Source organism: Allomuricauda sp. NFXS6, assembly GCF_040148835.1.
Classification (GTDB): domain Bacteria; phylum Bacteroidota; class Bacteroidia; order Flavobacteriales; family Flavobacteriaceae; genus Flagellimonas.
The window spans coordinates 1-22,889 of sequence record NZ_JAGEMG010000003.1 but is presented as its reverse complement, the minus strand read 5'-3'; the positions used below and the strand labels follow the sequence as shown (position 1 = coordinate 22,889).

17 protein-coding genes and 1 rRNA gene are annotated in these 22,889 nt (G+C 40.6%); 13 read left to right on the top strand and 5 right to left on the bottom strand.

Features of this window, described 5'->3' with window-relative positions; translation table 11 throughout:
- Positions 1 to 103 precede the first annotated feature (103 nt).
- From pgmB to J4E06_RS05575, 3 genes are all read left to right on the top strand, one after another.
- Positions 104 to 763: a beta-phosphoglucomutase gene (pgmB, locus tag J4E06_RS05585; RefSeq protein WP_349523052.1), complete on the top strand. Its 660-nt coding sequence runs from the start codon at positions 104 to 106 to the stop codon at positions 761 to 763.
- A gap of 91 nt (positions 764 to 854) precedes the next feature.
- Positions 855 to 2,702: a tetratricopeptide repeat protein gene (locus J4E06_RS05580; protein ID WP_349523051.1), complete on the top strand. Its 1,848-nt coding sequence runs from the start codon at positions 855 to 857 to the stop codon at positions 2,700 to 2,702.
- A gap of 215 nt (positions 2,703 to 2,917) precedes the next feature.
- Entirely contained in the window at positions 2,918 to 5,194 is a 2,277-nt protein-coding gene (locus J4E06_RS05575) for a hypothetical protein (protein ID WP_349523050.1), read from the top strand.
- A 229-nt stretch (positions 5,195 to 5,423) separates the two neighbouring features.
- On the opposite strand, the gene bshC is transcribed toward J4E06_RS05575, so the two are convergent.
- Entirely contained in the window at positions 5,424 to 7,028 is a 1,605-nt protein-coding gene (gene bshC, locus J4E06_RS05570; protein WP_349523049.1) for a bacillithiol biosynthesis cysteine-adding enzyme BshC, read from the bottom strand.
- A gap of 157 nt (positions 7,029 to 7,185) precedes the next feature.
- On the opposite strand from bshC, the gene J4E06_RS05565 reads away from it, so the two are divergent.
- From J4E06_RS05565 to J4E06_RS05550, 4 genes are all read left to right on the top strand, one after another.
- Positions 7,186 to 9,633 carry a M14 family metallopeptidase gene (locus J4E06_RS05565; RefSeq protein ID WP_349523048.1) on the top strand — a complete coding sequence of 816 codons (2,448 nt, stop codon included), beginning with the start codon at positions 7,186 to 7,188 and terminating at the stop codon, positions 9,631 to 9,633.
- A 119-nt stretch (positions 9,634 to 9,752) separates the two neighbouring features.
- Complete coding sequence (locus J4E06_RS05560; RefSeq protein WP_502877338.1) at positions 9,753 to 11,069, top strand: carboxypeptidase-like regulatory domain-containing protein; 1,317 nt, start codon at positions 9,753 to 9,755, stop codon at positions 11,067 to 11,069.
- Positions 11,070 to 11,130: 61 nt separating this feature from the next.
- Positions 11,131 to 12,183, top strand: a complete 1,053-nt coding sequence (locus tag J4E06_RS05555; RefSeq protein WP_349523046.1) for a S66 peptidase family protein — start codon at positions 11,131 to 11,133, stop codon at positions 12,181 to 12,183.
- A gap of 101 nt (positions 12,184 to 12,284) precedes the next feature.
- Entirely contained in the window at positions 12,285 to 12,803 is a 519-nt protein-coding gene (locus J4E06_RS05550; RefSeq protein ID WP_349523045.1) for a porin family protein, read from the top strand.
- Positions 12,804 to 12,888: 85 nt separating this feature from the next.
- Here J4E06_RS05550 and rocD read toward each other — a convergent pair whose 3' ends face one another.
- Entirely contained in the window at positions 12,889 to 14,169 is a 1,281-nt protein-coding gene (rocD, locus tag J4E06_RS05545; protein WP_349523044.1) for an ornithine--oxo-acid transaminase, read from the bottom strand.
- 250 nt (positions 14,170 to 14,419) lie between these two features.
- Between rocD and rlmD the strand changes: the two genes are divergently transcribed.
- The 4 genes from rlmD to J4E06_RS05525 are packed head-to-tail and all read left to right on the top strand — an operon-like array spanning position 14,420 to position 17,460.
- The gene (gene rlmD / locus J4E06_RS05540; RefSeq protein ID WP_349523043.1) at positions 14,420 to 15,832 is read left to right on the top strand and encodes a 23S rRNA (uracil(1939)-C(5))-methyltransferase RlmD; all 1,413 of its coding nucleotides are present in this window, start codon (positions 14,420 to 14,422) and stop codon (positions 15,830 to 15,832) included.
- 30 nt (positions 15,833 to 15,862) lie between these two features.
- A complete protein-coding gene (locus tag J4E06_RS05535; RefSeq protein ID WP_349523042.1) occupies positions 15,863 to 16,381 on the top strand; it encodes a DUF6452 family protein in 519 nt (172 codons plus the stop codon).
- A complete protein-coding gene (locus J4E06_RS05530) occupies positions 16,362 to 17,117 on the top strand; it encodes a DUF6048 family protein (RefSeq protein WP_349523041.1) in 756 nt (251 codons plus the stop codon). The genes J4E06_RS05535 and J4E06_RS05530 overlap by 20 nt, the downstream gene beginning before the upstream one ends.
- 1 nt (position 17,118) lies before the next feature.
- Positions 17,119 to 17,460, top strand: a complete 342-nt coding sequence (locus tag J4E06_RS05525) for a VOC family protein (RefSeq protein WP_349523040.1) — start codon at positions 17,119 to 17,121, stop codon at positions 17,458 to 17,460.
- A gap of 139 nt (positions 17,461 to 17,599) precedes the next feature.
- On the opposite strand, the gene J4E06_RS05520 is transcribed toward J4E06_RS05525, so the two are convergent.
- Positions 17,600 to 18,763, bottom strand: a complete 1,164-nt coding sequence (locus J4E06_RS05520; RefSeq protein WP_349523039.1) for a THUMP domain-containing class I SAM-dependent RNA methyltransferase — start codon at positions 18,761 to 18,763, stop codon at positions 17,600 to 17,602.
- Positions 18,764 to 18,819: 56 nt separating this feature from the next.
- Between J4E06_RS05520 and J4E06_RS05515 the strand changes: the two genes are divergently transcribed.
- Both J4E06_RS05515 and J4E06_RS05510 read left to right on the top strand, forming a co-directional pair.
- Complete coding sequence (locus J4E06_RS05515) at positions 18,820 to 19,506, top strand: ZIP family metal transporter (RefSeq protein ID WP_349523038.1); 687 nt, start codon at positions 18,820 to 18,822, stop codon at positions 19,504 to 19,506.
- A 125-nt stretch (positions 19,507 to 19,631) separates the two neighbouring features.
- Positions 19,632 to 21,863, top strand: coding sequence for an Ig-like domain-containing protein (locus J4E06_RS05510; protein WP_349523037.1), 2,232 nt, complete (start codon positions 19,632 to 19,634; stop codon positions 21,861 to 21,863).
- On the opposite strand, the gene trhA is transcribed toward J4E06_RS05510, so the two are convergent.
- Together trhA and rrf are read right to left on the bottom strand one after the other, a co-directional pair.
- Positions 21,852 to 22,487, bottom strand: coding sequence for a PAQR family membrane homeostasis protein TrhA (trhA, locus tag J4E06_RS05505; protein WP_349523036.1), 636 nt, complete (start codon positions 22,485 to 22,487; stop codon positions 21,852 to 21,854). The genes J4E06_RS05510 and trhA overlap by 12 nt on opposite strands.
- Before the next feature lie 82 nt (positions 22,488 to 22,569).
- Positions 22,570 to 22,681, bottom strand: a 5S ribosomal RNA gene (gene rrf / locus J4E06_RS05500).
- Positions 22,682 to 22,889: the final 208 nt, after the last annotated feature.

Genomic DNA, 22,889 nt, shown 5'->3' with positions numbered 1-22,889 from the left:
GGTTAAGGTTTATCATACATTTTCATTCGAAAAAAGCATAACCTTATCTAGTTTTTTTCTTAATGGTTTTCATTATTTCTTTGTTCTTTAAAAAGCATTGACCATGATTAAGGGATTCATTTTTGATTTGGATGGCGTGATTACCGATACCGCAGAACTTCACTACGCTGCTTGGAAAAAATTGGCCGACGATATGGGTTGGCAATTTGACCGTGACCTGAATGAAAAATTGAGAGGGATTTCAAGAATGGATTCCATTAAAGTGATTATGGACCACAATGGGGTATCCTTGGATGATGATACGGTGGTTGAACTGGCCACTAAAAAGAACGACATCTATGTGGAAAGTCTGGACGATATGACACCAGAAGATTATTTGCCCGGTGCCCGAGAGCTTTTGACCCATTTAAGGTCGGAAGGGTTCAGTGTGGCCTTGGGCAGTGCGAGCAAAAACGCTCAAAAGGTGTTAAAACAGCTTAAAGCCTCCCATTTTTTTGATGTAATTGGTGATGGCAACAGCGTTTCCAAAAGCAAACCGGCCCCGGATATTTTCTTGTACGCTTCGGAAAAATTAGGCCTGCAGCCCGAAAACTGCATTGTTTTCGAAGATGCGGAGAAAGGAATCGATGCGGCCAAAGCGGGAAAGTTCCATAGCGTTGGCATAGGTCCTGAAGAGCGTGTGGGCCATGCGGATATTAGGTTCAATACCATGAAGGAGGCTACACTGTTCGAAGTAAAATCACATTTCAAGGATTTGTTCTAAAAAATTTACCAAAGCATTCTTCAATAGCTCAAACCTCTCTTTTTCAAAAAGTTGGGCTAAAATGTTTATTTTAGTTAGCAAATCAGCCTCCATGAAAACCATATCCCACGTTTTGGGTGGCCTTCTTTTGCTTTCGACCAGTCTTTTATTTGCACAAAAGGATTCGACACTCGATAGTCTTCTTACGGTTTATCAAAACCAAAGCGAGGGTATCAATAAAATTGAAACGCTTGACCATCTCTATTACGAAGTATTTCAAAAAAAGAAACCGGAGGACGTATTGCCCTACGTTAAAGAGCAACTTCGGTTATCCAAGGCATTCGATTATAAAAAAGGGGAAGGTGACGCACTCTTTAATTATGGCAACTATTTTCGTCGCACCTACTCTTTTGATTCCGCTAGACATTACTTTCAACTTGCCAAACCTATCTGGGAAACCATCAAAAACAAGGCTGGGATGTTTAAAACCCTCAATGGTCTTGCGAAGGTAGAGCAACTGTCAGGAAACTTTGATGAATCCATTGCCTTATACAGGGATGTAATGCAAACCGCGATAGATATGAAAAGTGGTATTCGTATTGCTGAAACCAATAGAGAGATTGCAACCATCTATATGGATAAAGGGGTTTACGAATTGGGAATAAAACATATGTTAGCAGGCCTCAGCGGATTGGATTCTCTAAAAAAGCCACATCCAAGACAACGTGCAGACATGTTGGTAGGCATGGGAAGAATTGAAAGTTTGCGCGGGAACGATGAAGCTGCCTTAGAGCCTCTAATGGAAGGGCTGGAAATTTTTGAAGACCAAGAGAATCACCTTTGGGAGTGCATCACACATACCGAAATTGGCTATGCATATTTAGGCCTTGACAATATTGATAAAGGAATTGAGCATTTCAAAAAAAGTTTGGAAATCTCGATAAATTCTGGAAGAAAAGGCTTTGAAGCCATCTGCTACCATAATCTAGGGTTGGCCAATCGTAAAAAAGGCAATCTTGAACTAGCGGAGCAATTTCTAAAGAAAAGTATCGACCTTGGTAAAACAACAGCTAACAACAGTGTAAGTTCCTTGAATGAGCTGGGAAGTTTATCATTGGAAAAAAACGAACCTTTGGAATCCATAAAACACCATACCGAAGCCATTCAACTGGCTGATTCCATAAAAAGTTTAGTCGAGCTAAAAGATGGATACAAGGGACGTTCCTTAGCTTATGAACTCGATGGTCAATATCAAAAAGCACTTGAAGATAAAAAGCAGTTCATAATTTTAAATGACTCTATTTTTAATTCCACAAAATCGCAACAAATTGAAGAGTTGCGCACTATTTATGAAACCGAGAAAAAAGAACAGCAAATTACCCTTTTGGAACAAGAAGCAAAAGTCAGCAAACTCCAAAAATACCTTTTGGGCGGAGGCTTGGGACTTTCGGTGTTGGTACTTGGGTTTGGGTTTTATGGAGTCCGACAAAAATTAAAAAGAAATAAAGCTGAAAAGGCAAAGCTAGATGCCGAACTTGATTTTAAAAAGAAGGAACTGACAACCCACGCCTTGCACTTGGCCAAAAAGAATGAGGTATTGGAAAGTATAAAGCAAAAGGCCGAAGCATTAAAAAAAGAAGAGTCCGTTAATACTGGATACCAAAACCTTATTCGGACCATTGATTTTGATTTACAGGATGATAATAACTGGAAAAACTTTTCTAGGTATTTCGAAGAGGTCCATAAAGATTTCAATAGCAATGTAAAAGCCCGTTTTCCAGAAGTTACACCGAATGAACTACGTTTATTGGCATTACTTAAAATGAACCTTTCCTCAAAAGAGATTGCCAATATCCTGAATATTTCGCACGAGGGAATTAAAAAAGCACGTTACCGTCTTCGCAAAAAACTTAATATCCAAACAGAAGATTCACTCCAGGAACTGGTCTTGAGCCTATAAGGGCTTATTGCACGTCCACTTCTTGTCCCACCCATATTTTTGGGATGTCCACCCTTTGTCCCCCCTGATTATTTTCATCCTCAAAATCAGCGCTTTATGTTTGTTTCGTCAAGCTTTTGACACCGTTTTGTGGTCTTGCTCGGCTAAGGGCTGCAGACCGTTACCGAGTAAGTCACACAAAACAGCAATCACATTCAACCACAAAACAAAAAGATATGAAAACAAAACTAAAACCATTGAACAGAATTTGCCTATTGTTCTTAGTGGCATTGACTGTTTCCTGCGGAAAAGAAAGTGGAATAGAACCTATCGCTAACGACCCTTGCGAAGAAAATCCTTGTGGCAACCCCAATCAATGCCCCGATCAATGTACCAGTATAGACACCGGTGATGCAATAACAGATGATGACCTGAACCCTGAGGGAACTGTAACGGAAACGGAAAACGGTTATCTTGTTGACGGTTCCCTTAGCCTGAACACCGAGGAAGAAACCATCGTTTTTGCCAAAGCAGACCTCGATGTTCAATTTAATGATGATGGCACGCTAAAAAGTATCAGCGGTACCTCAGAAATACCTGCACCTACCAACTACTTTGAATTTGAAACACCTGTTCAAGCAGATATTGGATTCTTTACAGGTAAATTTCTGAATGAGAATCGTGATTTTGAAATTAAACTGGTGGATGAACGCTCTTATTTTGTTTTTGCAGTTTCAGCTGGATTGGAATTAAAACTTGGAGTCAATAACGATCCCGACGCTCATAAACCGCTCTCCATAGAGGCGCCTGTGGGCGGACATATTACATTCATTGCAGATTATACAGACCCCATGTTCTTCTTTTCATTAGGAGGTGATGCCTTGGGTGGCAACGATAACAACAGTGACAATTCCAACGGAGACAACAGTTCAAGCCATAATAAATTGTCCAGTGTGAGTTTTGGAGGATCCTTTGGTTCCAACTTTATGTACGAACCTACCAATCCGGTGCAAGGGAATGTTGTTTCGTTCCAAGCCAATCAGGTTACCGGTGGAACAGTTTCATTCTTTAAATTATTGGAGGCCTCTGGTATGTATTTCCAAAACAGGGGTTTCAGTGCTGATCTTGATTTTAACGAACCAATGGAGTCGGATTTTGGAGCAAACTATAGGGCAGGTATCAATGGTAAACTTGACTTGTCCATGGAAATAACCTCTTTCATATCGTTTGGTTTCCCAATTGGTTCGGGCAGTGCAGCAGTGGTCGCTGAAGCTTCCACCAACGATGGTGTAACAGCCAAAGCCTTTATTAATGGTTTGGTTGACCCCGATTTATCCTGGTGGCCGGAGTTTATCCCCCTGATGCCCGATGGAGACATAAATGCCTATGGTTTTGTTGAACAAACGGGCAACTTCGATATCGGATTGTCCGGATCCTTTAAAATTGAAATGCCCACGGGCAACCAAGGCATGGAGGGTTCTGTAAGGGCTACCCCAGATGCTTTTACCATGCAGGGAGAAGTGTATTCAGGTGACGATGTTTGGGGTGCATCGGCGGTATATACAACAAATGAAACCAAATGCATCGCCACAAAGCCCGATAATTTTTCCGATGGCATCTCTGAGACGGTTACTTCCCAAATCGATGCGGCCATTGAAGCCACGCAAAATGCAATACAGGAACTTGAAGATGCAGAGACGCAATATGATTTGGAACTCAGTTTAAGAGGTTTGAGGGCTGCTTTGCCTGGAATCATTGATCAAGCAAATGCTGCCATTGATGATGCTGTTGATGCTGGAATAACCACAGGAAGGAATACGATCAATTCCTATTTGAGCGATTATAACAGAATACTTTGCAGCGATAATCTTTCCGGACAGATTGACGCCATTGTCCGAGGACACAGAAATGCATTGACAAGGTTACGCAATGCAGTCAATGAATCTAACGACAATGCAACTACCAGAACCGAATTGGAAGCTGCTTTGCGCGATTTGGCCGGTCTAGATAGAATCAACAGGACATTTTCGGTAACCATAATCCATGGACATCCCACTTTTGGCTGTGGCGATCTCTGGACCATGACTGCATCAAGAAGTGTAACCATTAATGAGACCGTACTTACAAGCAGTCAAAAAGCACAACTCTTGGAAGCTGCGGACAATGTTAAATATATTGAAGAGGCGGATGGCATTCGGATAGAAGCACAGGACATTGTTGACCAGTTGCCAACAGTGGAAGAGTTGGAAGGATTAAAAGATAACGTGGAGGCGTGTGTTCAGGAACTGACCAATGGCATTGGTGGAGCCGGATTTACGTACAACCACGACACCAAGGAATTCGCTCATTTTATCATCATCAACGGAGAGGAGAAAGAAGTGGGTAGTTTTAATATTTTCGATAAAAATGAACTGATTGAAGTTTCAAGACCAGAGATTGGTGACTGTAATGCCAATGGTGCTCTAAACAAACTTATGGAAGATGCAAAAGCCAGAACCAAACAAAATCAATAAAAATCAAGCTCTAAACAAACATAAAATTGTAAAAAACAAAAAGCCCCGGGAACCACTCCGGGGCTTTTAAAATAAAATCAAAACCAACCTAAACATATGAGTTAACCAACTCAAAATTTAAATTTTCATAGCTATTTACAATTATGAAACAACTATGGATAGAAATACCCTACCATGGTTTTCATTTTTTATTTGAAAAATTAAATTATCACTAAAAGATTACTCCCAATTATTTGTGCTTTATGATGATAAAGTCTTGAGAAAACGGATTTAAAGTATCTAACATTAGAGGAATTAAATCTTCCCCCATTTCCAGATATATTTCCGAAAAATTCAATTGTCTTTCTTGCAATGATTGGTTGGGAAACAATTCATTTTGCAGATCAGTTAAACGCACTACATGATCTTTGAGTTTTCTTTTCTGTGCCCGCAACAAGCGTTTTTCTAAATTGTCCAAGCCTTTTTTCTGCTTCACCTCTTGTGCCTTTACGGCTCCCAAAAAGCTTTTGTCCGTTTGTTCTGCCAGTTCGTACATATGTTGGAACTGCTCTTCCAACAATTTTTTCTGGGGCGAAAAATCAATATCAATATTGGAAATGTCCCGTATCTTTTTGTTGATGAGCGAATGTTGTTTCATAAACAAATGGGATGTTTTCAAGCCCATCTTTGCTACCTTTTCGGATTGTTTTTCCGTTATCAGCAAAGCCGAATTTCGAAGCATAAGCATGGGAAAAGTTACCCCAACCTCATCAAAATAAGATTTTAGTTCCAACCAATAGGCCAATTCCCCTCCCCCGCCAATGTAACAGAGGTTCGGTAAGATCACTTCTTGGTACAACGGACGTGCCACCACATTGGGTGAAAACCGTTCGGGGTGCTCGTCAAGTTCCTTTAAAAGTTCTTCCTCGGTAAAATCGATATGGGTGTTGATCACATGGTATTTTCCCTTTTTCAAGATGATTCGCTCCCGAAGGCCATCTTTTAAGTAGAAATAATTGATTTGCCGTGGGTTCACTTGAATGTTATAGTCGGGGGAAGCCTCGCCCAGTGCATCAATGGTCTCGGATATTTTCTCATAGGGAGTATGATCCAGCATATCCATTCTTGCATAAGGGACAAGTAATTCCTTCAAACTTTTATCATCACCGTCCACAATCACCAATCCTTGGTCCGCAAACAATGCATTGGCCAAGTAGCGAGTGGCTTCAGTAAGGGTGGAATGCTCCAAATATGCTTTTTTGAACAACTCCTTCAAGTTATCCGTCAACCCAAGATTGCCAAGTTCCGCAGAAAATATCTCGAACACCTCTTCCAAGCCTTGGGTAGATAACCTACCTACCGCTCCAGATGCTTTTTTGTTCCAAAGCACCTTTTTTCCATGCAGATTAAAATAATTGATCTCATCAAAATCATGGTCCTCCGTGGCCATCCAATATACCGGCACAAAGTGGTTTTTTGGATGTTCCTTATTGAGTTGTTTGGCCAAATTGATGGTTGAAACAATTTTATAAAGGAAGTATAACGGTCCTGTAAACAAATTCAGCTGATGTCCGGTGACCACCGTAAATGTGTTCTCCTTGGACAACGCATCAATATTTTTCTGGGTTCCTTTGGAAACCTCAACACCTTGATATTGCTTCTTTAAAGCATCGACCAAAACTTTTCGATTCGCTTTTGGATAGTTTGCGGCCTTTTCTTGGATTTGATCACCGAAGTTTTCGGGCAAAGGATATCTACTAAAAAAGGGAGATAAATCTTTTTTCTGATCTAGATAGTCACAAATTAATTGGGAAAAATAACCGGTCTCCTTAAAGGGTATACATTCTACTTCCATTAAAACTGCAATGAGGTTTTCAAAGATAAGTCTCTTCTTTTTTTCTCATCCCAAAAATACGTTAATTGAATTTTATATCCTTTTAGGGGGTAACTCTACAAAATTAGGATTCAGCTTCAATTTATTAGTAAATTTGGTAAAACCAATTAATTCCAGCATGACCAGATTTTTATTTTCCCTCATTCTTTTAGTATCAATTTCCCTATCGGCCCAACAATTGAAATCCCCTTCAGAATTTTTGGGGTACGAACTCGGAACACAGTTTACCCGCCATCATGAAGTGGTGGATTATTACGAATATTTAGCGGAATCTGATCCAGACAGAGTACAACTTACCGTTTATGGCAAAACCAACGAACGCAGGCCTTTGATTTTGGCCTATGTCTCCTCAGCAGAAAACCTGGCCAACCTGGAAAGCATTAGGCAAGAGCACCTAAAAGATACCGAAGGAACGGGAAATGCTTCCAAGGCAATTGTTTGGTTGAGCTATAATGTTCACGGAAACGAAAGCGTAAGTACCGAAGCTTCCATGAAGACCATATATGAACTTTTGACCAAAAAGAGTTCTTACTTAGAAAACACGGTGGTGATCATGGACCCCTGTATCAACCCGGATGGGCGAGATCGGTACAGCAACTGGTACAATCAATATAAAAACACGCCCTACCAAGTGGACCCGAACAGCAAGGAACACCATGAGGGTTGGTGGAGCGGACGTAGCAACCACTATATGTTCGACCTGAACCGTGACTGGGCATGGCTTACCCAGGTGGAAAGTCAGCAACGACTAAAAATGTTCAATCAATGGTTGCCCCACATTCATGTGGATTTCCATGAACAAGGTGTAAACAACCCCTATTATTTTGCACCTGCGGCAGAACCCTATCATGAGGTGATCACCGATTTCCAACGCGATTTTCAAGTAACCCTTGGTAGAAATCACGCCAAATATTTTGATGCCAACGGCTGGTTTTACTTCACCAAAGAGGTTTTTGACCTATTGTACCCAAGTTATGGTGATACCTACCCCATCTACAACGGCTCTATAGGAATGACCTACGAGCAGGGCGGTAGTGGAAGAGCAGGTCTTGGTGTAATAACTGCCATCGGAGATACCCTTACCTTAAAAGATAGAATTGCCCATCATTTTACCACAGGGCTTTCCACCGTTGAAGTTTCTTCCAAAAACGCGGAGAAATTAAATGAGGAATTCAGAAAGTTTCATCAAAATAAAGAATTCAAGTACCAAAGCTATGTGCTCAAAGGTGACAAGGACAAATTGAATGCCCTTAAATCCCTTTTGGAAAAACACAACATTGAATATGGAGACCTTGTAAGTGGATCCTATAGGGGACATAGTTACAGCACAGGCAGCAACGGAAGCCTGTCCATCAATAAAAATGGTATGGTGGTTTCCACCGACCAACCCAAGGGAACTTTGGTAAAGGTATTGTTCGAGCCCAATGCCAAACTTTCGGATTCCTTGACCTACGACATTACCGCATGGTCTTTGCCTTATGCCTACGGGTTGGATGCTGTGGCTTCCACATCTTCGGTTTCTGCCCAAAATGTGCAGGAAACCACAACTTCTTACAATATAAATAATGGAAGCTATGCATATCTCACCGATTGGAACAGTATGGATGACGCCCGCTTTTTGGCCGCACTTTTAAATGAAGGCATACGAGTTCGTAAAGCAGACCATCCTTTCAGTATTGAAGGCAAATCCTTTGAGCGTGGTACTTTGATCATCACCAAAGGTGATAATGAGAATAAAGACGATTTTACCCAAACCCTACAAACCATTACTGCTAAATTTGAAAAAGAAATTATACCCACAAGCACCGGTTTTGTAGATACCGGAAAAGATTTTGGTTCCTCATCCATTCAAATGGTCACCAAACCCAAAGTTGCCGTGCTTTCCGGCGGACCTACTTCAACCTTAAGATTTGGGGAAATCTGGCACTTTTTTGAGCAGCAATTGCATTATCCGCTCACCGTGATCGATGACGAATATGCAAACCGTGTGGACCTGAACGAGTACAACATTTTGGTTCTACCAGATGGACGATACGGGAATCATTTTAACGAAGACCAGCTATCCAAACTTAAAGATTGGGTTAGGCAAGGCGGAAAAATAATTGCCATGGGCGGCTCCATTGATGCACTTGACGGCGAAAAAGGATTCGGAATCGAAAAAAAGAAAATGGAAAAAGACACCAGCGACAATACACCCCAACCCTATAAAGATTGGGAGCGAGAACGTATCAAAGGAGCAATAACCGGAGCTATCTTTAAAACCAAAGTAGACAACTCCAATCCATTGGCGTATGGCTATGGTTCCGATTATTTCTCTTTAAAACTGGGAAGCAGTGCTTATGCATACCTCGACAACGGCAACGCAGTGTACCTGGAACAAAACACCAAGCCATTTTCTGGTTTTGCAGGCACCGAAGCACAAAAAAGAATTTCGGAGACCTTGGTCTTCGGAGTGGAAAGCCACGGTCGTGGACAGGTAATCTATATGGTGGACAATCCCCTGTTCAGAGGGTTTTGGGAAAACGGTAAGTTGTTCTTTGCCAATGCGCTCTTTATGGTGGACTAAAACAAACCCCTTCTTTCTGATTCATAGTGAATTATTGGGCTTTTTAACTAAAGTTAGGGAAAAACTTATGTGTATTTTTTTGTATATTTAATAAAATGGAAAAAAGAAAAATTGCGCATATGTTATTGAGAACCCCATCATTTATTTTAAAAGTAAAATCCCAAGCGCTTTTGCTCTTGGCGGTCGGATTGATCATGTTTAGTCCTAACAAAGCTTTGTCGTTTCAACAAGAGGAAACTGGAGTGGATTATAATGAATATAGTGGAGAGGTCAAGGAGGAGTCGAGCAATAAGTCCTTGGTTTTTGCCACCCTCACGGTGGAAGGCACCAATATTAGCACCATAACCAATACGGAAGGTAATTTTCTCCTAAAAGTGCCCAAAGAGCATATCAATAAAAATCTGGTAGTTTCTTTTTTGGGATATAAAACCAAAATAATCCCCATTTCCAGCCTTGGGCGGGAAGGTAACGAGATTTCATTGAAAGTATCGGCCACGCAATTGTCGGAGGTAAACATCAATGCACCAAAAGACGCGTTGGCCCAGGTAAAAGAAACCTTGAAAAACAGAGGGGAGAATTACTTTGAGGATCCCACCTTAATGACGGCATTTTACAGAGAAACCATTAAAAGAAGAAGAAAGAACGTCTCTTTGGCCGAGGCCGTGGTCAACGTGTACAAAACACCCTATAGCATTGGAAGAGATGATGCCGTTGAACTATATAAAGCAAGAAAGAGTACGGATTACAGCAAACTGGACACGGTTGCACTCAAACTACAAGGAGGACCTTACAACACGCTGTATGTTGATATGATGAAATATCCACAATACATCTTTGCAGAAGAGGATTTGACCAATTATAAATTCACTTTTGACCGCTCCACCAGAACAAACGATAGATTGATCTATGTAATCAAATTCGATCAATACGAAGGAATTTTGGAACCTTTGTACCAAGGTGAACTATATATCGACGTGGAAAACAAAATTTTGACAGGAGCCATTTTTTCCCTGAACATTACTGATAGAAACCTGGCAGCACAACTTTTTGTTCGAAAAAAGCCTGCCAAAGTGGATGTTTGGCCAACCGAAGTCGCATATAGGGTAGATTATCGGGAAAAAGACGGGAAATGGTTCTACGGTTACAGTAGCGTATTTATGGAGTTTAAAGTGGACTGGGCCGATAAATGGTTCAATTCCCAATACAGTATGACCGCTGAAATGGCCATTACGGACTGGGAAAAAGTCACTAAGGCCGAAAGACCCAAATATCGTCAAAGAATCAGGGAGTCCATTATTCTCAGTGATGAAGCTTCAGGATTCTCCGACCCTAACTTTTGGGGTGAATACAACATTATAGAGCCTGAAAAGTCCATTGAATCGGCCATTCGAAAAATTCAGAGACAATTGCGAAGGGATGAAAGAAACAGTGATTGATTAATCTTTTTCTTTTAGGTTTGATGGATGTTTATCTTTGCGTTGCATAATCCCTTTTCAAATGTCCAAAAGAAGAAGCTTTTTAAAATCTGCCACTGCATTAGGTGCCCTTACCCTTTTGCACCAAAAAGCGTGGAGCAATGAATCTTTTTCCAAACCCAAATCCAAAACAAAACCCAAAAAATTAAATTTAGGGGACACCATTGGCTTGGTCGCACCAGGCTTTGCGGTAAAACCCGAAGCGCTTTATCTTGCAGTCGATACATTGCAAAAAATGGGCTTTAAAACCTACTATACGGATCGTATTAAGGGTAATCATGGGTATTTCAGCAATACAGATGAAGAGCGGGCAAAGGATTTAAACGAAATGTTCACCAATCCAGATATTGATGCCATACTTTGTGCCCGAGGCGGTTATGGATGCACCCGTATTTTGGATAAATTGGACTATGATACCATTGAAAACAACCCAAAGGCATTGATTGGTTTTAGCGATATTACTGCTTTGATCAACACGATCTACCAAAAAACCGGTTTGGTTTGTTTCCACGGGCCTGTGGGCAAAACACTGGATAACGAATACAGTCAGGCCTATTTTAAAAAAGTTTTGATGGATCCACAGGAAACCTTGCCCATCAAAAATGCCATTCTGAAAGATCCAAAACAATACCGAAACAGCGAATACTATCGGTACACCATTAATCCCGGAGTTGGACAGGGCGAACTCGTTGGAGGCAGTTTAACTTTGGTGGCCGCTATGATAGGAACTCCTTACGAAATCGACTTTACCGACAAACTTGTACTGTTGGAAGATGTTGAGGAAGCTCCCTATCGCATAGACCGTATGCTTACCCAACTGGCCAATGTTGAAAGTTTTACCAAGGCCAAGGGAATTATTTTCGGGGTATGCAAAGGTTGCGATCGCAAACGAACCACCGAGAATTTTACGCTCAGAGAAGTTATTATGGATAGAATTTCTCCATTGGGAATTCCCGCAGTTTATGGGATGAGTTTCGGACACATTCCCCAAAACTCTACCCTTCCCATTGGTATTGAAGCAAGCTTCAATGCTTATAAAAAACAGCTTCGTTTAGTGGAAGCCGCTGTGTGTTAAAGTATTTTTCTCAAAATCCAACCCATTACTTTTTTTGTAGATATAATCTTACAATTAATTATATCGCTATATTTACCTCCGTAACATAAATTTAATTAAACATGAAAAAACTTTTTTTTGTAGGCCTTGCAGTAGTGGGGTTCGTTTGTTCCTCACAAGCCCAAGACGTTAGGTTTGGAGCAACAGCAGGTTATCTTAATGCCCGTGGCAGCGTAAAAGCGGAAGGAATCAGCATTTCGGATTCCGAATCGGGATTTTATTTTGGTGCAGCGGCGGATTTTGGGGTTGCTGAAAACTTCAACATCCAACCTGAACTTCTCTATGTCAATGTAAATGAGGCCAGCGCATTATTCCTTCCCATTTTAGGTAAATTTGCCATTTCAGAAAAATTCAACCTTCAGGCTGGTCCACAATTGGTTTTCTCCCTGGAAGATGATATCCCAGATGAAATCAGCAGTTTTGAGTTTGATATTGCCGGAGGAATAGGGTATGATATTACAGAAGATTTTTTTGTTGAAGCACGCTACACTTTCCAATTGAACAACTCATATACAGGAAGTGAAGATGTAAAACTTAGAGGAAATTATTTAACCGTGGGATTAGGATATTGGTTTTTATAACTGATGTTATTTCCAACGATACATAAAGAAAATGCGGGTGAATTCACCCGCATTTTTATTTTAATAAAAAATCAATCTTTCCTACTTATTTGGTAAAGCCCTCTAGCGTTTTTATAATAATGGATACACAATCCATCAATTGCTCGCGGTTCATCACCAAAGGTGGCGCAAAACGGATAATATTGCCATGCGTTGGTTTTGCCAACAAGCCATTTTCCTTTAAGGCCATACAAATATCCCAAGCTGTGGAACTATCTTCGGTATCGTTGATTACGATAGCATTGAGCAATCCCTTGCCTCTAACTTTCACCACCAAATCACAAGTTGGGATAAATTTATTTAGTTCTTCACGGAACAATTCCCCCAATTCTTCGGCATTCTGCGCCAGGTTCTCTTCTTTCACCACCTCCAAAGCAGCCGTACTCACGGCAGCAGCGACAGGATTACCTCCAAAAGTACTTCCATGACTTCCTGGGGTGATCACTTCCATAATATCATCGTTGGCCAAAACACCCGAAACAGGGTATACGCCCCCAGAAAGGGCTTTGCCCAAAATCAGGATATCGGGTTTTACTTCTGGTGTACCACTACAATTTTTATCTGGACATGAACAATTGCCACAAGTTGCCAATAACCTGCCCGTTCTGGCAATGCCGGTCTGTACTTCATCCGCGATAAAAAGCACATTGTATTGTTCACAAAGGATCTTGGCCTGTTTTAAATATCCTTCGGATGGCACATAAACCCCTGCTTCGCCCTGTATTGGTTCCACCAAGAAGCCTGCAACGTGCGGATTGCTTTTAAGGGCATTTTCCAAGGCTATCAAATTATCGTACTCGATTTTTACAAATCCTTCGGTGTAAGGACCATAATTTTCTCGTGCCACTTCATCATTGGAAAAAGAAATTATTGTGGTCGTTCTACCGTGAAAGTTATTTTCACAAACAATCACCTTGGCTTGGTTCTCGGGTATACCTTTCTTTTGGTATGCCCATCTTCTACAAATCTTCAAAGCGGTCTCAACGGCCTCCGCCCCAGTGTTCATGGGCAACAACTTATCAAAACCAAAGGTTTCGGTCGCAAATTTCTCGTACTTCCCCAACATATCATTATAAAAAGCACGGGAAGTCAAGGTCAATCTTTTTGCCTGCTCTACCATGGCACCCACAATTTTTGGGTGACAATGTCCTTGGTTCACTGCAGAATAAGCGGAGAGAAAATCATAGTATTTCTTTCCTTCCGCATCCCAGACATAAACACCTTCACCCTTGCTCAAAACAACAGGCAACGGGTGATAATTGTGCGCTCCGTATTTGTTTTCCAGTTCTATCGCTTGCTGCGATGTTAAATGCTCTAAAACAGCCATTTCATTAAATGATTAAAATTGATAAAATAACCATTCCTACTGTACCTTTATTCTTTCGAAGTCCCAACAGTGATCGGGGCGAAAAAGCAGCGTGGGAGAGAAATCATCCCTTGGAGTGCCCGCAAATTACAAATTAATTAATGAAAATGTAATTTTCTGAGCGTGGATTCACACTTGAACAACCGAAAGTTTAGATGCAATTTAAGAGGCTGCGTTCTGTGAAATACCAAAAAGAACTTACTTTTGCGGCATGCGTAAAAATAGAAGGAGAAAAACGTTTGAAAAGGTAGAAGTAGTCGACGCCGGTGCAAAGGGAAAATCCGTGGGCAAGGCCCCGGACGGACGGATAATTTTCTTGACCAATGCCGTGCCCGGTGATGTAGTGGATGTGATGACCACCAAAAAACGAAAAGCCTATTTTGAGGGCGTTGCCACCAACTTCCATACACTTTCCGACAAAAGAACAGAACCTGTTTGTGAGCACTTCGGTGTATGTGGAGGATGCAAATGGCAACATATGGGCTACGAACACCAGCTCCATTTTAAGCAAAAAGAAGTCGAGAACAACCTAAAACGCATAGGAAACCTAGAGCTACCCGAGACAACACCTATTTTGGGTTCCAAAGAACAATATTTTTACCGAAACAAGATGGAGTTCTCTTTTTCCGATAGTCGATGGTTGACTCAGGAAGAAATCAACTCCGACATTGAAATTGAAGATAGGAATGCTTTGGGATTCCATATTCCTGGCATGTGGGACAAAATATTGGACATTAAAAAGTGCCATTTGCAAAAAGATCCTTCCAATGCCATACGATTGGAAACGAAAAACTTTGCCAACAAAATTGGATTAACCTTTTTTAACCCAAGAAGACAAGAAGGACTTTTGCGAACCCTTATGATTAGGACATCATCCACAGGGGAAATTATGGTTCTTATCCAGTTCTTTGAAGAAAATAAGGAGTATCGCGAATTGCTCCTGAATCATTTAAAGGAAACATTCCCGGAGATAACTGCATTGCTTTACGTCATCAATTCCAAAGGAAACGACACCATTTATGATCAAGAGGTGATTTGCTATGCAGGTCGTGATCATATTTTTGAGGAAATGGAAGGGCTTCAATTCAAAATCAATGCAAAATCGTTTTATCAGACCAACTCGGCCCAAGCCTACGAACTTTATAAAGTAGCACTTGATTTTGCTGGACTTACCGGAGAGGAATTGGTATACGATCTGTATACGGGCACTGGAACCATTGCCCAGTTTATCTCCAAAAACGCCAGAAAAGTGGTTGGGGTGGAATCCGTTCCCGAAGCTATTGAAGATGCCAAGTCCAATGCGCTGCACAACAACATTTCAAATACGGAATTCTTTGTTGGCGATATGAAAAATGTGTTCAACAATGTGTTTATAGAAGAACATGGGCAACCCGATGTTATTATTACAGATCCCCCCCGCGATGGTATGCACAAACAGGTGGTTGAACAACTTTTACAGGTAGCTCCGCCAAAAATTGTTTACGTTAGCTGCAATAGCGCGACCCAGGCCAGGGATTTGGCGCTAATGAAAGAAAAATACAAAGTAACCAAAGTTCAACCGGTTGATATGTTCCCGCAAACGCACCACGTTGAAAATGTTGTACTTTTGGAAAAACGGGTGTAGTTTTTGAATTAAAATCCATAGGTAACCGGAATGAAGAAAATAATCCCCATCCTACTTATTGCAGCAACGCTCTACTTTGTTTCTTCCTGTGAAAAGGACGATATATGCGTTGAGGGCGATACACCGCTTATGGTCATCGGTTTTTTTAACATAGATGATACCACTGCGGCAAAAAGAGTTCCTTCAATACGAATTAGAAGTATCGACATCGATAGTGTATTATCCAACGCTTCTTTTAGTGATAGATCAAACTCGCCCGATTCCTTACAAGTGCCATTAAGAAGTAATGCAACCACTACCATGTACCAAATTATTTCAAATTCGGCCGATGATGATGAAACCGATCAGGAAACTGGAAATATTGACACCTTGACCATTTCTTACGAACTTGGCGAAGCCTTTATTTCAAGAGCCTGCGGTTTTGTAGTCAACTACAACAAAATTGCTGTTACGGTTCCAGAAAGTGCCGAAAACTGGATTCAAGATATTAAGGTTGTTCAACCGAATGTAGAAAACACCAATAACATCCATGTCAAAATATTTCATTAGCATTTTAATTGGTCTACTACCTATTTTGGCGGAAGCACAAAGCGAGCCTCTGGATCTTTCCCAAAAAGATACTGTAGAATATAAGGATCAATATGGCCTGCGTGTGGGTGCCGACATCAGTAAATTAGTGCTCTCTTTTGTGGACGAAGATTATACAGGTTTGGAATTGGTGGGCGACTACCGACTTACCCGTAAACTGTATTTGGCTGCCGAAATAGGGAACGAAACCAAAAGACAGAGAGAAAACCTGAACAATACCCTATTGTACGACTACGAAACTTCCGGAAGCTATATTAAGGCGGGAGTAGATTTGAACACCTATGAAAATTGGTATGGCATGAACAATGCCATTACCATTGGTGGGCGCTATGCCGTGGCGAGTTTTAGTCAGACTTTAAATGAATACAACTTGTATGAAACGGACCGTTTCTTCAACCAAGATTTTTTGTCCGGTGAAAATCCAGATCGTGAATTTAATGGGTTATCCGCTTCGTGGCTGGAATTTGTGGTGGGAGTTAAAGTAGAGCTGTTCGCCAATATTTTTGCAGGCATGAGTACGCGTTTGGGCTTCTTGGTCACCAATACAGAGGATGAAGCATTCCCCAATCTATGGATTCCCGGATTTAATAAAGTTACCGAGGGCAGTAAATTTGGAGTGAACTACAATTATTCCATCACCTACTTTATTCCCCTTTACAAAAAGTCCAAAAAACCAAAAGAAGATAATCAACAATAATATGGAAACTACCCGTATCGACTATATCGAGTTCAAATCAACAGATCTGGAAATGACCAAAGCATTTTATTCTCAAACCTTTGGTTGGACTTTTACCGATTATGGACCAACCTATACCGCATTTTCAGAAAGTGGGATCAATGGTGGTTTTGAGCTGACCACTGAACCTATCACCAATGGGGTTCTGATTGTACTATACCATAAAGACCTGGTTGCAATAAAAGATAAAGTAATTGCGGCAGGGGGTTCTGTGACCAAAGAGATTTTTGAGTTTCCGGGAGGAAAAAGATTCCATTTTACGGATTCTTCTGGAAATGAGCTTGCCATCTGGTCGGAAAAATAAAAGGAGCCACATTGGACTCCTTCTATAAAACTTGGTTGAGTTAGTTAGTCGTGTTTTAAACACATCACCAAATCTAAACAATTCTTTTAGTATTTGTCAAATACATTTTAAGACCACCTATTTTTTTGTGCGCACACAACTAATCGTTATCCTGAAACTTGGCTTTTTTGCTACCCTCGTAGATATCGTACTTTACCAATCTTGCTTCTAATTTACCATTAAAGGTCTTTATCCTTTTAGATGTCTTTAAGCCGATGTGCTTTAGTGCCTCCAAATTTGAAGTGATCAACCAGGCATCCGTTCCCGGATATATTTTCTTAAAGGTGTCCCCTATTTTACCATAGAAAATTTCCATATCAATGGGCAATCTTTCTCCATAAGGTGGATTGAAAACCATGTGCAATTTACCCTCTACTGGCTTGTCGGCCCTGAAAAAATCTTTGCGTTCCACAGTAATGTAATCCGATAGGTTGGCGTGATCTACATTTTCTTGCGCTTTTCGCACGGCCGAAGGAGCTTTGTCGTAACCAATGATTTTATGATGAAACTCTCGTACTTTCTTTAAACTGGCATCCACAATTTTATTGTGAAGCTCGGCATCATAATCGTTCCAATGCATAAACGCATAGGATTCCCTGTTGATGTTTGCCGGAATATTACAGGCAATCATCGCCGCCTCGATCAAAAAAGTTCCGCTTCCGCACATAGGATCAAAAAAATCCGTTTGGCCGTCCCAACCGCTCTTAAGCAAAAGGCCAGCGGCCAACACTTCGTTTATGGGTGCTATGTTGGTCAAAATACGGTATCCCCTTTGGTGCAAGGAATTCCCAGAACTGTCCAAAGAAACTGTGCACGTATTTTTAAAAATATGTATGTTGATTCGAATATCAGGGTCTTGCGTCTTCACATTGGGACGTTCTCGAACAACTTCCCTAAACTTGTCAACTATGGCATCCTTGGCCTTTAATGACACGAACATGGAGTTGTCAAAAACCTCCGTATTGGCAATACTGTCAATGGCAAAAGTTTTTTCCACTCCAAAAATATCCGGCCAATCCAAATCGTAAATATGTCTATAAAGGTCCTTTTCGTTAAAAACCCGAAAGGTTTTTATGGGCTTGAACACCTTTAGTGCGGTTCGCAAACAAAGGTTTGCCTTGTACATAAAACCGGTATCCCCTTCAAAAGTAACATTACGAACACCTTCCTCCACATGGCCAGCACCCAAATTACGAAGCTCCTTTGCCAAAATAGGCTCGAAACCGTAAAGGGTTTTGGCCATCATCTTAAAATTTCCAGTCATACTATCTTAAAAACTTTACGCAAAAATAGGCTATTTTTGCTCCTTTAATTCTACCTATGGATTTTCCTTCCGCTATAATTTATCTCATACCCATTTTGGCTGTTTGGGCCGGATTTGGATTTGTTTGGTTCACAAAACCAAAAAATAACCACAACATTAAACTCTTGTTGGCTTTTAGTGGCGCATTTTTGTTATCGCTAACATTTTTTGAATTATTACCGGATGTCTATAATGGACATGAACCAAAAACCATAGCCCTATTTATTTTGGGGGGTATTCTGCTGCAAGTGTTTTTGGAGTTTTTCTCCAAAGGAGCGGAACATGGACATATGCATTTTCATCTAGAAAAAAATAAGTTTCCTGTAGTATTGTTTATCAGTCTTTCCATCCATGCGTTGGTGGAAGGGGTTCCCATACATGATAATGATTCCATCCTCTACGGAATCATTATCCACAAAATTCCGATAGCCATTATCTTGAGCATCTTTTTGATCAATTCAAAAATGAAGCTGACAACCACCCTATTGTTCATCGGTGCTTTTTCCTTGATGACACCCTTAGGAAGTTATATCTCCACATCCCAGATAGTGGCGAATTACGGGCATCTACTTACTGCCTTGGCCATTGGAGTCTTCTTTCATATATCCACCATTATTTTGTTTGAAAGTGCGCAAGGGCATGCCTTTAACCTTAGAAAATTGGTGGTAATCATATTGGGAATCGGGATCGCCTATTTGGTGTAATTATGGTTACCGAATCCTACAATTTCTGAAAACCAGTATTTTACCGAATTTTCTTACTTTTCCAAGGTAAAAAACAATGTTTTTTCACCAAAAAGAATTATTTTTCCCTCAACTAAACTAGCTTCATGAATTTTTTACGTCCTATTATGCTGCTATTGGCAGCTAGTACCATGTTGTATTCCTGCTCTTCCGACTCCGAAGACCCTGCTCCGACACCAGAACCTGATGTAATTGCACCCGAAGTAGATTTTTCAATTCCAGGAAATCCAAGTTCAACAAGTTCCGAAACTCCAGTTATAAGCAATCAAATTGTTGTAGAAGTAGATGCACAGGATGCTGGCGGAGTCGCTAAAGTAGAGGCTTTTATTGATGGAGAAAAAGTTGGTGAAGATACAACTTCACCCTATCAAATTGTCATTGATGTATCAAGTTATGCGTCAAAAAATACATTAACAGGTAAGTTTACCGACTACATCCTAAAAGTTACCGTAACCGATACCTCTGGAAACGAAACATCCAAGGAACAAGTTATCCATATTGACAACGAATTACCTTCTATCGCTGAGGTTTCCTTAACGGATGGACAGGTTATAGGAGGAGACACCAATACTGTCACTTTTAGTGTAAGTGATAATGAGGGCTTGAATTCTGTAAAAACCTATTTGAACGAAACCTTATTGGAAGAGCATACAGATGGCACATATGAAATCAACCTGAACACTTTAGAGCTGTCCGATGGTGAAAATTCATTCAAGATAGAAGCCGTAGATCTTGCCGATAATGTGGCGACATATGATGTAGCTTTCATTTCAGATAATACCGGACCCATTGTTTCTTTGGAATCCATTGCAGCGAATCAAATTGTTGACGAATCGACAATGGTATCACCTAATATTACCGATGAATACTCAGCTATTACTTCAGTTGAGTTTTTAATGGAGGACTCTTCTCAATTGGTTCTTGAAGGAGAGGTAACCCATGAATGGGAATTAAATCCAAATGGATTCAACACCGGGGCAATCAGTATTTATATCAAAGCATTGGATTCGTTGGGCAATGAGACCATTGTAGAATTTCCAATAGAGATATTGCGACGATTAATTACAATTAACATTCCAACAGGTTTCTATAACCCGGAATCAGCAAGACTATTTGTTTTTGCCTCAGATATGGAAGGCCAACTATTGGATATAAAAAGGATTTATAGTGATACAGAAGTGGTCAAGCTACAGACAACCAACGAGATAGAAGGAGATTTTGAATATATGATTACTTTTGGGGAATACATTAGTGGAGCAATAGGCAATGCAACGGAGTTTACCACAGTCCAAAATGTTTCTCCTGCCGTGATGCCAACAATGAACTTAAAAGCCAATAAAAGGTTTCTAAATTCGTCATTCTCCTATCTGGTCCCCACCGAAAATTTCGATTTTAATGATGAGCTTAATATTGTGGCCCAGGGATTTGATTATTACGCCAATTTTAATCAAATAGAAAGTGGCCCTACCAGTGATATTTCTATTGTACAGCGAAAGACTGTAAACAGTGCCCTTCAATCTGATTCATTTTATTTGGCTATGTACAACAACACCTTAAATACATATTCCTATGCGGTATTGGATTCCAATATTGCTTCAGATTTAATCATTTCTGCAGATATGTTTACAACTCAAGGTGTGGAACAACGCTTTTATGACCCTATCATGAATAGTCAGGCATTTGAAAGTTCAACTATCGATATTCGCGGTTTTTTCAACCTGAACGAATTCAATAACAATATAAATCATCTTATTCATAACCATGGTTACGGATACATACCGCCCAATGGCATCCCATATTTTATAAGCGATGCTTTCACCAATTATAAATATACGGTTAGAATAAATGATTATTTTACGGAAAGAACCGGTCAACCTGAAGGTAGTTTTACCCCAGTGGATTGGTCAGTTGATTATAGCTTCCTTAACAATCAAATTGATATTACCACGTCTGGTGTTGGTCATACGGTTGGTAAAATCTTCATTGATTCTGAAACTCCAGAGATCATCAACGGGTTAAATGTTTCCTATCGATGGAATTTGGTTTATGATAGCCAAAAAATGGATCAAGTAATTCTGCCACAAATTCCGGAGGAAATACAATCATGGGGTTTCTATACGGTTTATGAAAATGATGGATTCAAAGTGCAACAAGTAGAAATTAAAGGATTTCAAGGAATACCTGATTACAACAGCTACCTGAGTGGAGTTCTAAAAAACAATAAATATTCTTTTACAGTTTCTCCCAATATGCAATCCAAGTTCAACTCCACCGCACAGGGCTATTACAACAGAGCACCAAATTTTTTATTGGATTAAGGAATAGACCAACATCCAATGACTTATTGCACCCCCAAGCACAAAAAAATGCCATATTAAATGATTATATGGTATTTTTTTTACTGCATAGAATAAGATACCAATGGTATAAAAAGCACCACCAGCAGCAAGGTATATTAGTTGGGATGAGGACATATGCTCCAGTAGATAAGGTAAATCAATCACAATGAGCCATCCCATCACCCCATAAAGCACTAGTGAAAAGGCTTCAAACTTACCGGTGAAGAATATCTTGAGTATGGTACCGAAAAGAGCTATTCCCCATACCAAGTAAAACAATAACCATCCTTTGGATGGCAACAATACAGAGAGGCATACTGGAGTGTATGTCCCTGCAATCAAATAATAAATACTGATATGGTCTAAAATCCTAAGTCGTTTCTTGAACTTTGGATTTACCACCGCATGATAAATGGTTGATGCTGTAAATAATAAAAGTAACGAAGCTACATAGGCACCAATGCTCTCTTTCATAAAAGGCACGGCTCCCAAATCGTTTTGAAATAAAAAGATTCCTCCTATGGCCGCAAGCACGATTCCCAAGGCATGGGAATAGGCATTTAGTTTTTCTTCTAGTAGGACAGGATTGGATTGGGTACTCAATGGGATGCTATATTTTGTGCGTATAAATATACCTCAAAACCGGAGCATAAAAAAAGCCCCTCACATATGTGAAGGGCTTCAAAGAAGGCGGCGACCTACTCTCCCACCTGGTGTGGCAGTACCATCGGCGCAAACGGGCTTAACTTCCCTGTTCGGAATGGAAAGGGGTGGGCCCCGTCGCCATGGCCACCTAGAACTTGTCCCGGACCTGTTCCGGGATCTCTTGGGGATGTACCGGGCATTGCCGGCAAGCCCCAAGGGCAGTTTCATCAAAGTAATATGACATATTATGGGACGGATGCGTGCATCCGTAAAGAAGAATCAACGAGGTATGTCCTGATCATAAGGAGCTTGCGAAAGGGCAATGCGCAAGCTTACGGGCAATTAGTACCGCTCGGCTGC